Annotated in this window: 18 protein-coding genes; 7 read left to right on the top strand and 11 right to left on the bottom strand. The window is 70.0% G+C overall.

Features of this window, described 5'->3' with window-relative positions; genetic code table 11:
- Window positions 1–8 precede the first annotated feature (8 nt).
- The 4 genes from JW364_RS21535 (at window position 9) to JW364_RS21520 (ending at window position 2869) form a co-directional block, all read left to right on the top strand.
- Window positions 9–359 (top strand): DUF3817 domain-containing protein, encoded by a 351-nt coding sequence (locus JW364_RS21535; protein ID WP_058249999.1) that lies wholly within the window; start codon window positions 9–11, stop codon window positions 357–359.
- Window positions 360–408: 49 nt separating this feature from the next.
- Window positions 409–1515 carry a glycosyltransferase gene (locus tag JW364_RS21530; protein WP_137810872.1) on the top strand — a complete coding sequence of 369 codons (1107 nt, stop codon included), beginning with the start codon at window positions 409–411 and terminating at the stop codon, window positions 1513–1515.
- A gap of 146 nt (window positions 1516–1661) precedes the next feature.
- Window positions 1662–2234, top strand: a complete 573-nt coding sequence (locus JW364_RS21525) for a TetR/AcrR family transcriptional regulator (protein ID WP_137810873.1) — start codon at window positions 1662–1664, stop codon at window positions 2232–2234.
- On the top strand, window positions 2231–2869 hold the full coding sequence (locus JW364_RS21520) for a GNAT family N-acetyltransferase (RefSeq protein ID WP_205333118.1): 639 nt from the start codon (window positions 2231–2233) through the stop codon (window positions 2867–2869). Before JW364_RS21525 ends, JW364_RS21520 begins: the two co-directional genes overlap by 4 nt.
- 29 nt (window positions 2870–2898) lie before the next feature.
- On the opposite strand, the gene rdgB is transcribed toward JW364_RS21520, so the two are convergent.
- From rdgB to clpS, 11 genes are all read right to left on the bottom strand, one after another.
- Window positions 2899–3513: an RdgB/HAM1 family non-canonical purine NTP pyrophosphatase gene (gene rdgB / locus JW364_RS21515; protein ID WP_205333117.1), complete on the bottom strand. Its 615-nt coding sequence runs from the start codon at window positions 3511–3513 to the stop codon at window positions 2899–2901.
- A complete protein-coding gene (rph, locus tag JW364_RS21510; protein ID WP_058249994.1) occupies window positions 3513–4268 on the bottom strand; it encodes a ribonuclease PH in 756 nt (251 codons plus the stop codon). Before rph ends, rdgB begins: the two co-directional genes overlap by 1 nt.
- 35 nt (window positions 4269–4303) lie before the next feature.
- Window positions 4304–5068: a cyclic nucleotide-degrading phosphodiesterase gene (locus tag JW364_RS21505; protein ID WP_058249993.1), complete on the bottom strand. Its 765-nt coding sequence runs from the start codon at window positions 5066–5068 to the stop codon at window positions 4304–4306.
- A gap of 78 nt (window positions 5069–5146) precedes the next feature.
- Window positions 5147–5953: a glutamate racemase gene (gene murI / locus JW364_RS21500; protein WP_203235942.1), complete on the bottom strand. Its 807-nt coding sequence runs from the start codon at window positions 5951–5953 to the stop codon at window positions 5147–5149.
- Window positions 5953–6582 (bottom strand): rhomboid family intramembrane serine protease, encoded by a 630-nt coding sequence (locus tag JW364_RS21495; RefSeq protein ID WP_137810875.1) that lies wholly within the window; start codon window positions 6580–6582, stop codon window positions 5953–5955. The genes murI and JW364_RS21495 overlap by 1 nt, the downstream gene beginning before the upstream one ends.
- A gap of 25 nt (window positions 6583–6607) precedes the next feature.
- Entirely contained in the window at window positions 6608–7579 is a 972-nt protein-coding gene (locus JW364_RS21490) for a PLP-dependent cysteine synthase family protein (RefSeq protein WP_065629053.1), read from the bottom strand.
- A gap of 2 nt (window positions 7580–7581) precedes the next feature.
- Window positions 7582–7869, bottom strand: coding sequence for a MoaD/ThiS family protein (locus tag JW364_RS21485; RefSeq protein ID WP_065629054.1), 288 nt, complete (start codon window positions 7867–7869; stop codon window positions 7582–7584).
- Window positions 7870–7871: 2 nt separating this feature from the next.
- Complete coding sequence (locus JW364_RS21480) at window positions 7872–8279, bottom strand: Mov34/MPN/PAD-1 family protein (protein ID WP_065629055.1); 408 nt, start codon at window positions 8277–8279, stop codon at window positions 7872–7874.
- 112 nt (window positions 8280–8391) lie between these two features.
- The gene (locus JW364_RS21475; RefSeq protein WP_159370588.1) at window positions 8392–9492 is read right to left on the bottom strand and encodes a P1 family peptidase; all 1101 of its coding nucleotides are present in this window, start codon (window positions 9490–9492) and stop codon (window positions 8392–8394) included.
- Window positions 9493–9701: 209 nt separating this feature from the next.
- A complete protein-coding gene (locus JW364_RS21470) occupies window positions 9702–10277 on the bottom strand; it encodes a DUF2017 domain-containing protein (RefSeq protein WP_137810879.1) in 576 nt (191 codons plus the stop codon).
- Between the two features lie 70 nt (window positions 10278–10347).
- Entirely contained in the window at window positions 10348–10671 is a 324-nt protein-coding gene (clpS, locus tag JW364_RS21465) for an ATP-dependent Clp protease adapter ClpS (protein ID WP_033203522.1), read from the bottom strand.
- A 19-nt stretch (window positions 10672–10690) separates the two neighbouring features.
- Here clpS and JW364_RS21460 point away from each other — a divergent pair, with 19 nt between their 5' ends.
- The 3 genes from JW364_RS21460 to JW364_RS21450 all read left to right on the top strand — a co-directional run bounded on the left by JW364_RS21460 (window position 10691) and on the right by JW364_RS21450 (window position 14877).
- The gene (locus tag JW364_RS21460; RefSeq protein ID WP_065629058.1) at window positions 10691–11995 is read left to right on the top strand and encodes a nicotinate phosphoribosyltransferase; all 1305 of its coding nucleotides are present in this window, start codon (window positions 10691–10693) and stop codon (window positions 11993–11995) included.
- Between the two features lie 49 nt (window positions 11996–12044).
- Window positions 12045–12656: an isochorismatase family protein gene (locus JW364_RS21455; RefSeq protein ID WP_159370587.1), complete on the top strand. Its 612-nt coding sequence runs from the start codon at window positions 12045–12047 to the stop codon at window positions 12654–12656.
- Window positions 12657–12780: 124 nt separating this feature from the next.
- A complete protein-coding gene (locus tag JW364_RS21450; RefSeq protein ID WP_159370586.1) occupies window positions 12781–14877 on the top strand; it encodes an ATP-dependent DNA helicase in 2097 nt (698 codons plus the stop codon).
- The last annotated feature ends 46 nt before the right edge of the window (window positions 14878–14923 follow it).

Genomic DNA, 14923 nt, shown 5'->3' with positions numbered 1-14923 from the left:
GGCCCGCAGTGACCGAGACCGACCCCACCGCCCCCGCCCTCGCCGCCCCGGTGGAGAAGGTCCGCGGCGCGTTGTTGCGGTATCGCGTCCTCGCCTGGATCACCGGCGTGTGGTTGCTGCTGCTCGTCGTCGAACTCGTCCTGACCTACGGCTACGACAACCACGCTCTGGACTTCGTACCGTTCGTGCACGGCTGGGTGTACTTCGTCTACTTGATCATGGCCATCGACCTCGCTATCAAGGTCCGCTGGAGCGTCGGCAAGACCATCATCACCGCGATCGCGGGCACCATCCCCTTCCTGTCCTTCTGGTTCGAGCACAAGCGCACCAAGGAAGTGAAGGCGCAGTTCAACCTCTGATCTTCTCGCGCTGGTCGGCCGTTCACCCGGGTCGGGCTGACTGGACCCCGTGCGGATCGTCCAGCTCGCGAACTTCTACGGCGGCCGCTCCGGCGGTCTGCGCACCGCGGTGGACCGCTGGGGCGCCGGGTATGCCGGGGCCGGTCACGACGTCGTCCTGATCGTTCCCGGCGCCGATCCCGGCGAGGAGACGCTGAACTCTGGGGTCACGCGGATCACCGTGGCCGCACCGCGGATTCCCGCCTCGGGCGGCTACCGCCTGGCGTCGGCCCGCCGCGTCGCCGACGTCCTCGCCCATCTCCGTCCCGACGCCCTCGAGGTGTCCGACCGCCTCACCCTGCGCGGCTTCGGCCGGTGGGCTCGCAGGCGAGACATCCATTCGACGATGGTGTCCCATGAACGCCTCGACCGGCTGCTCGGCCAGGTCATGCCCGGCCGCTCCGCACGTGCACTGGCCGACCGCGCGAACGCGGCCACCGCCCGTGACTACGACACCGTCGTGTGCACCACCGACTTCGCCGCCGCGGAGTTCAATCGAGTGAGGGCGACCAACGTCGTCCGCGCCCCGCTCGGCGTCGACCTCGATGTCTTCGACCCACGACACCTCGACCCGAACCTGGGCGCACGGTGGTCCGACGGCACCAGTGCGCTCATCGCCCACTGCGGACGCCTCTCGGTGGAGAAGCGCGCCGACCGCAGCATCGCCGCGCTCGGCAGACTCCATCGGTCGGGAACGCCGGCGCACCTGGTGATCGCGGGCGACGGGCCGATGCGAGCCCCGCTGCAGCATCTGGCCCGCGGATTGCCCGTGACCTTCCTGGGCCATCTCTCCGAGCGGAGTCAGGTCGCCGCCCTCCTCGCCAGCGCCGACATCTCCCTCTCCCCCGGTCCGCACGAGACCTTCTGCCTCTCCGCGCTGGAATCACTGGCCGCCGGCACACCGGTCATCGGGTCGCAGTCGTCGGCGGTCGCGACCCTGGTCGACGACACGTGTGGCGCGGCTGCCGAGGACTCCGGCCCGGGCTTCGCGAGCGCGATCCGGCAGGTCCTCAGCCTCCCCCGCGTCGACCGCGAACGGGCGGCGCGTCATCGAGCGACCCAGTACCCCTGGCCCGACTCGGTCGCGCGGATGTTGGGAGTCCACGCGGGCTGCTGAGCGCCCCTCTGCTTCGCCCCGTGCACAGGCGATGCATTTCGACGCCCGGTCGACGGGATCGAGCGCACAATTGAAACTGTACCGTCTGGACGGTATAGTTATATGTGATCCGGGAAGTCCCCGGGACATCGAGCACGGAGGGTCCGATGGCACGCACGTCCGGGCGGAGTGCTGCCGACACCCGACGGTTGATCCTCGACGCCGCGGCCCGGCTGATTGCGCGACACGGTGCCGCCGTGTCCGTCTCCGAGATCGCCGCCGCGGCCGGGGTGTCGAAGGGCGGACTGCTCTACCACTTCCCCGCCAAGGACGGCCTGCTCGAAGAACTCGCGGCGGACCTGATGGCCCAGTTCCGGTCGAACGTCGAACGGACCGCCGACGAGGAGGACGACGCGCCGGGACGGCTGACCAGGGCCTACATCCGGGTGAGTTTCGCCGACGCGCGAGACTCCGCCGGCCTGCGCGACCAGATCGCGCTGGCCGCCAGCCTGATGTACGAACCGGGCCCGGCCGCGCTCGCCCAGCAGGACGCCGATCACTGGCGTGCCGCGCTGTCCGACGACGGTCTCGACCCGGCGGTCACGCGGCTGATCATCGCGGCCGCCGACGGCTCGAACACCGCTCCCCTGTGGGGAGCCGTCCTCGACGACACCGAACGGGCCGCCCTCGAAGCAGACCTCATCGCTCTCACCCACACACACGCAAAGAAGGGATCATGACCGACATCACCTACCGCCCCTACCGTTCCACCGACGCCGAAGACGTCAAGAAGATCATCGACGAGGCGTTCTACATCCACCGCTACGTCCACGGACAACACGTCCTGGACGCGGCACTCGAGGTCTACCTCCGCGAGCAACTCGTCGCGAGTACCTGGAGTCGCGTCGCGGTGAAGGACGGCCGCGTGGTGGGAATCATCCTGGGACGGATCGACGGCGAGCCACATCTCGGCGAGCGGACGAAGAACCGCGCGCTGCTCTGGGCGCATACCGCCAGAGCTGCGATTCTCGGACTGCCCCAGTGGAAGTCGCTGCGGGCCCTGTTCGCTTTCGAGTCGGTGGCCCACCGGCTCGGCGCCGCGACGGGCACGTCGCTCGACGACGAACTGACCCTGTTCGCCGTCGCCTCCACGACACGAGGACACGGCGTCGGGGCGACCCTCTATCGGGCGTTCCTGGACCATCTCCGCGACCGCGACCGGTCGGACTTCCATCTGTACACGGACTCGTTGTGCACCTTCGGGTTCTACGAGCGACAGGGGATGTCGCGTGCCGGCGCCGACGACATGGACATCCTGCTCGACGGCGAACCGCACACGTTGGGGGTCTACATCTACACCGGCGCCGCGAGCTGATCGGAGTCCGGACGCCGACGCAAGGGGGGTCAGCCCGCGAGCGCCCGCAGCGCCGGAACCAACTGCGCCAACGCTTTTCCGCGGTGACTGAGCCCGTCCTTCTCCGCCGGCGACAGTTCCGCCGCGGACCGGCCGTCGGCGATCTCGTCGTCCGGGGCGAACAACGGGTCGTACCCGAAACCGTGCGGCCCGCGCTCCTCCCGCAGGACCCGCCCACGCCACTCGCCGCGCACCACCGTCTCCGTCCCGTCCGGCAGCACAAGCGCGCAGGCCGAGACGAACGCGGCGCCGCGTCGGTCGTCCGGGGTGTCCGACAGCTGGGCGAGCAGCAGCGCGTTGTTGGCCGGGTCGTCCCCGTGCCGGCCCGACCAACGCGCCGACAGCACGCCCGGCATGCCGTTCAGGGCATCCACCGCGAGACCGGAATCATCCGCGAGACATGGGATTCCGATGGCCTTAGCGCCCGCGCGGGCCTTGATCAGCGCATTGTCCTCGAAGGTGGCACCGGTCTCGGGTTCCTCCGGGTACTCGGCCACGGCGTCGAGACCGATGACCTCCACCCTGGTGATTCCCGCGGCGTCGACGACGCGCTGCAATTCGGCGAGCTTCTTGCGATTACGGCTGGCCAGCAGCACCGAGGACATCAGGCCCGTCCGGGGAGTTCGCCGGGGTACGGCTCGGCGAGCACGGCTCGCTGCGCCTCGAACAGCTTCTCGGTACCGATCGCGGCCACGTCGAGCAGCGCATCGAGCGTCGAGCGCGGGAACGTCGCACCCTCGCCGGTGCCCTGCACCTCGACGAGCGTGCCGGCGTCGGTCGCCACGACGTTCATGTCCACCTCGGCGCGCGAATCCTCTTCGTAGGGAAGGTCGAGTCGGACGCGGCCGTCGACGACCCCCACGCTGACCGCGGCGATCGCGCACGAAAGCGGTTGCGGGTCGGACAGTTTGCCCGCGGCACGCAGGTAGGTGATCGCGTCCGCCAGCGCGACATAGGCACCGGTGATGGCTGCGGTGCGGGTACCGCCGTCAGCCTGCAGGACGTCGCAGTCCAGGGCGATGGTGTTCTCGCCCAGGGCACCGAGATCGACGCACGCACGCAGCGACCGGCCGATGAGTCGACTGATCTCGTGGGTGCGACCACCCACCCGGCCCTTGACCGATTCACGTGACGACCGGTCGTGGGTGGCGGCGGGCAACATCGCGTACTCCGCGGTCAGCCAGCCCAAGCCTGAACCACGACGCCACGGCGGGACACCCTCGGTGACACTCGCGGTGCACATCACCCGCGTCTTGCCGAATTCCACCAGGACCGAACCCGCCGGATGGCTGGTGAAACCGCGGGTGAACGTGATGGGACGGAGTTCGTCGTCGGCTCTGCCGTCAGCTCGTGTGGTCACGGGTCTCACTGTAACGACCGGCGCGGACACGACAGCTAGGTGAGGTCGAAGACCTGTCCCTGGCTGACGAGCTCCGTCGGACCGGAGAACGTGCTGCGGGCCTCGGCGAGGATCTCCGCCGAATCGGACCACGGGGCGACGTGGGTGATCGCGAGTGTTCGGACGTTCGCCTTGGTCGCGGCCTCCCCCGCCTCGATGCCCGACATGTGCAGATCCGGTGGGCGCTCCGAGGGCGCATGCGTCCACGACGCCTCGCACAGGAACAGGTCGGCGTCGGCCGCGAGGTCGATGAGTTCGTCGCACGGCGCGGTGTCTCCGCTGTAGGCGATGACCTGGCCGTCGGGACCGGTGATCCGCAGACCGAAGGTGTCGGGCGGATGATTGACGTTCATCGCCCGGATTCGCATCCCGCCCAGGGTGATCTCCTGGTCGTCGCTCCACTCGTGGACGTCGAAGGTGTCGGTGATGTCGTCGAGCTGTCCGGGGAATTCCGACGACCCGTAGCCGATCCGGAGGGCGGTGCCGGGTGGGCCGTAGAGCGGCGCCCGCCGCCGTGCCGGCTGTGGTGCGTACCGACGCCAGACGAGCATCGCGGGCAGATCGAGGCAGTGATCGGCGTGGAGATGACTGAGGACGACGGCGACATTGTTGGGGTCGGTGACGCGCTGCAGTTCGCCGAAGACACCCGGGCCGCAGTCCACGAGGACCGGTTGTTCACCGGGTACGGAGAGCAGGTAGCCGGAGCACGCGGCTCCCGGTCCGCCCACACTGCCCGAGCACCCGAGGACCGTGAGACGCATAGGCCCCACTGTGCCACGATTCCGCGCGCGGGCGGCGGCATACGGGTCACAAGTGCGCGGCGATGCGCGGTTGACCCCTCACACGTGCTGCACGGCTCCGATCACCGGCCCCAGGAATCGGTTCGACAGTTTCGCGAAGAGCTCCGGGTCACCGGTCGCCTGGAAGACGCGGGTGGCGTCGCGGCCGGTGTGCGGGTGCAGCAGGTCGGCCTCGGTGAGGACCCGGAAGAGGTCTTTCGCCGTCTCCTCCGCGCTCGACACCAGGGTGACCTCGTCGCCCATCGCCAGCTGGATGACCCCGGACAGCAGCGGGTAGTGGGTGCAGCCGAGGACCACGGTGTCCACGCCGGCCTGCTGCAGTGGTTCGAGGTAGCCCTGCGCGAGCCCGAGGATCTGTCGGCCGCTGGTGATCCCGCGTTCGACGAAGTCGACGAACCGCGGACAGGGCACCGCGGTGATCACCGCATCGCGTGCCGCCGCGAACGAATCCTGATATGCCCGTGAGAAAATCGTCGCCTCGGTGCCCAGCACGCCGATTCGGCCCGTCTTGGTGGCGACCACCGCGCGGCGCACCGCCGGCAGCACGACTTCGATGACCGGGATGGGGGCGTATCGCTCGCGCGCGTCGCGGAGGCAGGCGGCCGAGGCGGTGTTGCAGGCGATGACGATGGCCTTGACCCCTCGCTCGGCGAGGTCGTCGCCGATCGCGAGGGCGTGGCGTCGGATCTCGGGGATCGTCAGCGGACCGTACGGCCCGTTGGCCGTGTCGCCGATGTAGACGATGTCCTCGTCCGGCAACAGATCGATGATCGCGCGCGCCACCGTCAGTCCCCCGACACCCGAGTCGAAGATCCCGATGGGTGCGTCCTGGCCGCCCGCCGGGATTATGGCGCGACCCCCGGTGCGGTGACCGCCGGCTTCCGTCGATCCCGGGCCGCGAGTGCCCACGCCGCGAACACGCCGGCGATCGCGCCGAACAGGTGGGCCTGCCAGGAGACCAGGGGATCCGAGGGCAGGACGCCCCACAGGATCGATCCGTACACGAGGAACAGCACAAGGCCGCCGAGGATCTGCCACAGATCGCGGTTGAACAGGCCGCGGACGATGAGGAAGGTGAGCCAGCCGAACACGATGCCCGACGCCCCGACGGTGATCGAGTACGGCGCTGCGAACAGCCACACACCGACCCCCGACACCACCCAGATGATGCCGGTGACGATGAGGAACCGCCGCGTCATCAACACGAGAAAGCACAGCACCGCGCCGGGCATCAGGTTGGCGAACAGGTGTTGCCAGTCGCCGTGCAGCATCGGCGCCCACAGGATGCCGTCCAGTCCGTCGACCTGTCGTGGTTCGATGCCGTTCTGGTCGAGGTCGTAGTGGGTCGCCACGTCGATGGCCTCGATGACGAACAGCACCGCGACGATGCACGCGGTGATGATCGCCGAACGCAGCCACAGCGGACGCGCGCGTCGCGCGGGCTGCTGCCCGACCGGCGGGGTGTACGAGCTCATGGCTGGAAAGTCCTCGGTAGCGGGGTCAGGCCCAGAGCTGGCCTTCGAGTGCCTGCTCCGCGTCGTCGAGACTACCTTCGTACGCCCCGGTCGACAGATACTTCCATCCCGCGTCGGGCACGACGAAGCCGATGTCGGCGCGGGTCCCGGCCTTCAGTGCCCGTCGGCCGATACCGCGCGCGGCCTGCAGGATCGCACCGGTGGAGATCCCCGCGAAGATGCCCTCGAGGTCGATCAGTTCCCGCACCCGCGCGACCGCGTCGACGCCGGTCACCGAGAAGCGGCGGGTCAGCACCGAGTCGTCGTAGAGCTCGGGGATGAAACCCTCGTCGATGTTGCGCAGGCCGTAGACCTCGTCGCCGTACCGGGGTTCGGCGGCGACGATCTCGATATCGGGGTTGCGTTCGCGCAGGAACCGCCCGACGCCCATCAGCGTTCCGGTCGTGCCGAGCCCGGCGACGAAGTGGGTGATCTCGGGCAGGTCGGCGTACAACTCGGGGCCGGTGCCCTCGTAATGCGCCGCGACGTTCGCCGCGTTGCCGTACTGGTAGAGCATCACCCAGTCGGGATTGTCCGCGGCGAGGCCCTTGGCCACCGCGACCGCGGTGTTGGAGCCGCCCGCCGCGGGTGAGGAGATGACCTGCGCGCCGAACATCCGCAACAGCGAGCGCCGTTCCTCCGAGGTGTTCTCGGGCATCACGCAGATCAGTTGATAGCCCTTGAGTTTCGCCGCCATCGCGAGCGAGATGCCGGTGTTGCCGCTCGTGGGTTCGAGGATCGTCGAGCCCGGCCGCAGCAATCCGTCGCGTTCGGCCTGTTCGATCATCCGCAGCGCGGGGCGGTCCTTGATGGATCCGGTCGGGTTCCGGTCCTCGAGCTTGGCCCACAGGCGGACGTGCGGGCCCTCGTCGGAGTCGTCCCAGCGCGGCGAGAGCCGTTGCAGACCGATGAGCGGGGTGTTGCCGACCGAGTCGATCAGGGAGTCGTAGCGGGCCACGCTCAGCCGCCGGCGACCGCGGGCAGGATGGTCACCTCGTCACCGTCGTCGATCGGGGTGTCGAGGCCGCCGGAGAATCGCACGTCCTCGTCGTTGACGTAGATGTTGACGAACCGGTGCAGTTTGGCGGTGCCGTTCTCGTCGGGCGCGACGAGTCGTTCCTTCAGCCCGGCGTTGCCCGTCTCGAGGTCGTCGATCAGGGCGGCCAGCGTCGAACCCGACCCCTCGACGCGCTTCTCCCCGCCGGTGTGAGTACGCAGGATCGTCGGGATGGATACGGTGACAGACATGCTCAGCTCCTGATCTCGATCTCTTCTTCGGTGACCGCACCGTCGACGATGCGATAGCTACGGATCTCGGCGGTCTCGGGGTCGCGCGTGGACACCAGCACGTAATGGGCGCCGGGCTCGCCGGCGTAGGAGATGTCGGTGCGGCTCGGGTACGCCTCGGTGGCGGTGTGCGAGTGATAGATCACGACGGGTTCCTCGTCACGGCGGTCCATCTCCCGCCAGACCGCGAGCTGCTCGGCCGAGTCGAAACGATAGAAGGTCGGCGACCGCTCGGCGTTGATCATCGCGATGAAACGCTGCGGATCGTCGGAACCCTCCGGCCCGGCGATCACCCCGCAGGCCTCGTCGGGATGGTCGGCGCGCGCGTGCGCGACCATGGCGTCGACCAGCTCCTGCCCGATCTTCAGCATCGGTGTCGCATTCTCCTGTCCAGACGTGTCCACACCCGGGACCCCGGGGTTCCCCGAGGCGCAACATCGTCGCCGCGGCACCTATTCCGTTCGCCGTTCGCGACGACCCCGGTCAGCGGAACGCCGACGGCGCCGTCTGTGCGTAGGTGGGGATCGATGCGACCGGTTCCGCCGCGAGGACCGCGTTCACGATGGCCTGCTGGACGACGTCGGCCGCGGCCCGGCACACCTCGGCGACCACGGCGACGTCGGCATGCATACCCGCCGGCGCCGGCACCGGTGTCGACGGCCGGGCCGCACCCGTGGCGATGCCGAAGATCGTGTCCCCGTCGAGCGGCGAGTGCGCGGGCCTGATCGCCCGCCCGAGACCGTCGTGTCCGGCCATCGCCAGCCGCTTGGTCATCGGCGCGTCGAGCGCGGCATCGGTGGCCACGACACCGATCGTCGTGTTGAGCACGGTGTGCTTCGCCGCGAGGTCGGCGAGCGAGTCGATGTCGGCGGCCGACGGCCGGCGCAACCCCAGGCGGCCCAGTTCGGTCTCGCCGAGGTCCCACGGCAGCCCGGTCTGCGGGTCGATGACCGCCCCGACCGGGTTGGCGACCATCACTGCGCCGACGGTGATGCCGGCCGCGGGACCGGCGTCGAACGTCATCGACGCCGTCCCGACCCCGCCCTTGAGCGCGCCGGCCCGGGCGCCGACACCCGCACCCACACACCCGACGGCGAATTCCGTGTCCGCTGCGCGGACCGCGTCCACTCCGAAGTCCGCGTCGGGTCGGTGGTCCCAGGCACCGACGGGGAGGTCGAAGATCACCGCGGCGGGGACGATCGGCACCACGTGCCCGCGGTCGTCGAGCGGGAGTCCGATCCCGTCGGCCTCGAGCGCGCGCATGACCCCGTCGGCGGTGGCCAGTCCGTAGGCACTACCTCCGCTGAGCACGATGGCGTGCGCGGTCTGGACCGTGTTCGACGGGTCGAGGAGATCGGTTTCGCGGGTACCCGGACCGCCACCGCGGACGTCGACGGCGGCGATGGCGCCCGGCGCCGACACCCGTACGACGGTGGTCCCGGTGGCCCACCCGTGACCGTCGGGGGCCTCCGGTGCACCGGCGACCCGGGCGTCGGGGTCGACGCGGTGCGCGTGCCCGACGGCGAGGCCGGCGATGTCGGTGATGCGATTGCCGGCCGGGGCCGGTCGGCCGAGTGTGCTCACGAGACCCCTGACGTCGAAGCGGACGAAGTTCCCGAACGGAACCCTAATGGTGTGTCTCGGAAACAGGTGGCCGGTATCCGGTGGAGCGATCGGTGGTCTGGCAAGGCGGAGGAGGGAGGGATAGCGGAGCTATCTCGACCGACGACAACGCAGCCAGGCGCCGATCGAGCGCCGGAGACCAGTCGCTTATTTCCGAGACACACCACTAGTCACATCAGGGCTTCGACGAGGAGGTCCTGCATCACCGTGAGCCAGTGGTAGACGTCGAGATGCGCCGCATGCGGGTGGTCGGGTGGCAACTGCTCGGGCGTGTCCTCGGAGATCCCGAGCATCGCGCCGAGTGCCAGTCGCACGTCGTTGAGCGAGGTGAGCCACGCCGCGGCCTCGTCGGGAGTCAGGGCGAAGTCCCCGCCGCCGGCCGGCAGGGTGTCGAGCAACACCCGGGCGGCGCCGAGCTTGGCGTCGATGATCTGTGGTTCGTGCACGCTCCGCAGCGCCGAGTTCAGTTCGCCGTTGACGACCTCGGCGGAGAGTTCGTCGTCCTGGTCGGGCCGGTGGAAATCCGGGAGGAGACGGCCCAGGGTCACATCGTCGGGTGCCTGCGAGTGCCCGACGTCGATACCGGTCAGCCTCGCGAGGTCGTCGCGGGGCGCGGAATCGGCTCGTTCGGTGAGCAATTCGCACATCGACGTGACCATCGACGCGAGCAGCTCTGCTTCGTGCGCGTCGAGTTGCGATGCGATGCGCATCGTCTCGCCGCGCCCCTTGCGTTTCCAGGTGCGCACGCGTCTCAGTGTGCCTGCCGCGCCGCGAAGGCCGACCGACCGGTTCGGAGTCGTCCGCGGCCGGTCCGGGTCACGAATCCCGCTGCATCGTCGCCCACAGCCCCGCGGCGTGCAGCTTCGCGACGTCGGCCTCGACCTTGTCCCGGTCTCCGGAGGACACCACTGCCCTGCCCTCGGTGTGGACCTGCATCATCAGTTCGTTGGCGCGGGACTCGGAGTAGCCGAAGATCTTCTGGAAGACGAAGGTGACGTACCGCATCAGATTGACCGGGTCGTCCCACACGATCGTCATCCAGGGCTTGTCGAGTCCCGCCGCGCCGTCGGCGACCTCTGGTTCGGCAACCGCCGTACCGCCGGGGGTAGCCTCGTGCGCACGAGTTTCGTCAGGCGCCATGAGGACAGGGTAGGCGATTGTGAGCAACGACAACACCGCGCTGCTGACCGATCAGTACGAACTGACGATGGTCGCAGCGGCACTTCGCCACCCGGTTGCGCACCGCCAGTGCGCATTCGAGGTCTTCGCGCGCCGCCTCCCCGACGGCCGGCGCTATGGCGTGGTGGCCGGAACCGGCCGCGTTCTCGACGAACTCGCAGCGTTCCGGTTCGGCGACGAGGAGATCGCCGTGGTCGAGCGATTCCTCGACGCGGACACGGTGGCCTGGCTGCGGGACTACCGGTTCTCCGGTGACATCGACGGTTACCGGGAGGGCGAACTCTACTTCCCCGGTTCGCCGATCCTCACCGTCCGCGCGCCCTTCGCGGAGGGGGTCCTGCTCGAGACCCTGATCCTCTCGATCCTCAACCACGACAGCGCGATCGCGTCGGCCGCGGCCCGCATGGTCAGCGCGGCCGGGTCGCGCCCGATCATCGAGATGGGCTCGCGGCGCACCCATGAGCGCGCCGCGGTCGCCAGTGCGCGCGCCGCCTACATCGCCGGCGTCGCCGCCACCTCGAACCTCGAGGCGGCCCGGAGCTTCGGCGTGCCCAGCGCCGGCACCGCCGCCCACGCCTTCACCCTCGGTTTCACCGGCCCGGACGGGCCCGACGAGAAGGCCGCGTTCGCCGCGCAGATCGAGGCCCTCGGGATCGGTACCACGCTGCTTGTCGACACCTACGACATCACCCAGGGCGTGCGCAACGCCATCGAGGTGGCCGGCCCCGGACTCGGTGCCGTGCGCATCGACTCCGGCGACCTCGGGGTGCTGGCGCGCCAGGTCCGCGCGCAACTCGACGACCTGGGCGCGACGGAGACGAAGATCGTCGTGTCCGGCGATCTCGACGAGTACGCGATCGCCTCGCTGCGCGCCGAGCCGGTCGACACCTACGGGGTCGGGACATCCCTGGTCACCGGGAGCGGGGCGCCGACGGCGGGGATGGTCTACAAACTCGTCGAGGTCGACGGCCTGCCGGTCGCCAAACGGGCGAGTCACAAGGAGTCACGCGGCGGCGCCAAGTCGGCCGTGCGGGCGGCCCGGTCCAGCGGCACGATCGTCGAGGAGATCGTGTATCGCGCCGACGGCACCCGCCCCGCGCCGGACGGGCTCGGCATCCGGGACCTGCAGATCCCGCTCGTCCGCGGTGGGACGCCCGTGGCGTCGCTGCCCACTCTCACCGATGCCCGCGCGCACCTCGCGGCCGGCCTGGTCAGCTTGCCCTGGGAGGGTCTCGGCCTGTCCCATGGAGATCCCGCGGTTCCGACCCGCTACGAGCTCGGCTGACCGCACCCCGACGCCCGGAACCGATGTCCCCCGACGACAGGAGAATTGGATGAGCGCCGAACGCAGCGACGGCACCCGTCCCGCCGACGCGCTGATCGTCGTCGATGTGCAGAACGACTTCTGCGAGGGCGGCGCCCTCGGGGTGAACGGTGGCGCCGCGGTCGCACGGGCGGTCACGTCGATCCTCGACGAATACCAGACCGTCGTCGCGACCCGCGACTATCACATCGACCCCGGTGCGCACTTCTCCGACGACCCCGATTACGTCGACACCTGGCCACCGCACTGCCGCGTCGGCACCGACGGTGTCGCGTTCCACCGCGAATTCGACGCCGCGGCGGCGCACGAGGTCTTCTCCAAGGGCGAGTACAGCGCCGCATACTCCGGCTTCGAGGGCGCGGCCGACGACGGCTCCACCCTCGCCGTGTGGTTGCGGGAACGGAAGGTGAAGTCGGTCGACATCGTCGGCATCGCCACCGACCACTGCGTGCGGGCAACCGCGCTCGACGCCGTGGAGGCCGGTTTCAGCACCCGCGTCCTCCTCAACTTCACCGCCGGTGTCGCGCCCGAGACGACGTCGAAGGCTCTCTCGGCGCTGCGGCAGGCGGGTGTCGAACTCGTGGGCGACCTGCTCTACGACGGGTCGAGTCGGACCGGGTAGCAGCGCCGCGGTCCCGACCACGATCCCGATCTCGACAGCGGGAACCGACCGGGCCCGCGATACGTCTGAAAGAACACCGTTCCCGCGCACGGCGAACCCAGCAAGGACAACCGGAACACACCTCATGCCCAACACACCCCCGGTGACCGACCTTCTCGACGCGGCGGTCACCGCACTCGGCGGTCACCGCCGCGGCGGTCAGGTCGCGATGGCCTCCGCGGTGGCGCATGCCATCGACACCGGCGAGCATCTCGCGGTCCAGGCCGGCACCGGCACCGGCAAGTCGCTGGCCTACCTCGTGCCGGCCATCCGGCACGCCGTCGAGAGCGGCCGCACCGTCGTGGTGTCCACCGCGACGATCGCGTTGCAGCGCCAGCTCATCGAGCGCGATCTCCCCCGCCTGGCCAAGGCGCTGAAGAAGCCGATCGGCCGCGAGCCCACCTTCGCAATTCTCAAAGGGCGCGGAAACTATCTGTGCCTGAACAAGATCCACTCCGGTACCGCCGACGAGCCGGACACCGAGCTGTTCGACCCGTTCGAGCTGTCGCGCACCGGCCGGGAGGTCACGCGTCTGCGGGAGTGGAGCAGCGAGACCGAGACCGGCGACCGGGACGACCTCGTCCCCGGCGTCTCCGACCGGTCGTGGCGACAGGTCAGCGTCACCGCCCGCGAGTGCCTGGGCGCGGCCAACTGCTCCTACGGCGAGGACTGCTTCGCCGAGCAGTCCCGCCGTCGGTCCGGGAAGGTCGACGTGGTGGTGACCAACCACGCGCTGCTGGCCATCAACGCCACGAGCCCGGCCAACGTCTTGCCCGAGCACGACGTCGTCGTCATCGACGAGGCCCACGAGCTCGTCGACCGGATGACGTCGGTGGCCACCGACGAACTGTCGGCGGCCTCGGTGGCGCTCGTCGCACGCCGGTGCGGGAAGCTCGTCGACGAGGAGACCGCCGACGCCCTCCTGGGCGCCGGTGAACAGCTGGGCGAATTGCTCGACAACGCGCCGATGCGCCAGTGGACCGGCCTGCCGTCCGACGCCACCGCTGTCCTCGTGATGCTGCGGGACCGGCTGTGGCAGGCGCGCACCGCGATCGGACCGGTACGGATGGCCGGCGCCGACGACGGCGCGGCGGCCGCCCGCTCGGCGGCCCTGACCTCACTCGAGGACATGCACGACACCGTCGTCCGCGTACTCGGTGCGTTCGACGAACCCGACGAGGCGAAGCGGCGCGACGTCGTGTGGGCGTCACTGGACACCTCACGCCGCGGGGCCGAGCCCCGGCCCATCCTGCACATCGCACCGCTGTCGGTCGGCGGCCTGCTGCGGGCCTCCCTGTTCGCCGACGCCACGGTCATCCTGACCTCGGCGACCCTCACGATCGGCGGCTCCTTCGACGCCCTCGCCGCGACCTGGGGACTCCCGGCATCGGGGCGCGGGACCGACCGTCCGGTGACAGACGAGACGAGCCCCGCAGCGGGGTCGAGCACAGCCGACGTCACCGCCAGCGGGAAGGCGGTCCCGTCCGATTCGGGTTCGGCACGCTGGACCGGCCTCGATGCCGGCTCGCCCTTCGACTATCCGCGGTCGGCGATCCTCTACGTCGCACGTCACCTCCCCCGACCCGACCGCTCGGGCATCTCGTCGCGGACGATGGACGAGATCGCCGAGCTCGTGAACTCCGCCGGCGGACGCACGCTCGGTCTGTTCTCCTCGATGCGCGCGGCGCGCGAAGCCGCCGACGCGATCCGCGACCGCACCGACCACCCGGTGCTGTGCCAGGGTGGCGACACGACGTCCACCCTGGTCCGGCGGTTCGCCGACGACCCGGCGACCTGCCTGTTCGGCACCTTGTCCCTGTGGCAGGGGGTCGACGTGCCGGGCCCGTCGTTGAGCCTCGTGCTCATCGACCGCATCCCCTTCCCTCGTCCCGACGATCCGCTGCTGACCGCCCGGCAGCGTGCGGTCGATGCGCGCGGCGGCAACGGATTCCTGTCGGTGGCGGCCAACCACGCCGCGCTGCTGCTCGCCCAGGGCGCCGGCCGCCTGCTGCGTTCGGTCGACGACCGCGGGGTCGTCGCGGTCCTCGACTCCCGACTGGCCACGGCGGGGTACGGCGGTTATCTGCTCGCGTCGCTGCCCCCGATGTGGCGTACCACCGACCCCGCGGTCGTCCGTTCGGCACTGACCCGATTGACCGATCCCGCCCGTTCGGTGGGCTGACCTCGACCGACCCCGCCGCGCCCCGCCCGCCCGACACGGCGGGCGA

Source organism: Gordonia sp. BP-119, assembly GCF_016924115.1.
Lineage (GTDB): Bacteria > Actinomycetota > Actinomycetes > Mycobacteriales > Mycobacteriaceae > Gordonia > Gordonia hongkongensis.
This window is presented reverse-complemented; position numbering and strand designations above follow the sequence as displayed.

Coding starts and splice junctions, on each gene's coding strand:
- JW364_RS21525 (WP_137810873.1), top strand. CDS start 1,662: ATGGCACGCACGTCCGGGCGGAGTGCTGCCGACACCCGACGGTTGATC.
- JW364_RS21520 (WP_205333118.1), top strand. CDS start 2,231: ATGACCGACATCACCTACCGCCCCTACCGTTCCACCGACGCCGAAGAC.
- rdgB (WP_205333117.1), bottom strand. CDS start 3,513: ATGTCCTCGGTGCTGCTGGCCAGCCGTAATCGCAAGAAGCTCGCCGAA.
- JW364_RS21505 (WP_058249993.1), bottom strand. CDS start 5,068: ATGCGTCTCACGGTCCTCGGGTGCTCGGGCAGTGTGGGCGGACCGGGA.
- JW364_RS21495 (WP_137810875.1), bottom strand. CDS start 6,582: ATGAGCTCGTACACCCCGCCGGTCGGGCAGCAGCCCGCGCGACGCGCG.
- JW364_RS21485 (WP_065629054.1), bottom strand. CDS start 7,869: ATGTCTGTCACCGTATCCATCCCGACGATCCTGCGTACTCACACCGGC.
- JW364_RS21480 (WP_065629055.1), bottom strand. CDS start 8,279: ATGCTGAAGATCGGGCAGGAGCTGGTCGACGCCATGGTCGCGCACGCG.
- clpS (WP_033203522.1), bottom strand. CDS start 10,671: ATGGCGCCTGACGAAACTCGTGCGCACGAGGCTACCCCCGGCGGTACG.
- JW364_RS21455 (WP_159370587.1), top strand. CDS start 12,045: ATGAGCGCCGAACGCAGCGACGGCACCCGTCCCGCCGACGCGCTGATC.
- JW364_RS21450 (WP_159370586.1), top strand. CDS start 12,781: ATGCCCAACACACCCCCGGTGACCGACCTTCTCGACGCGGCGGTCACC.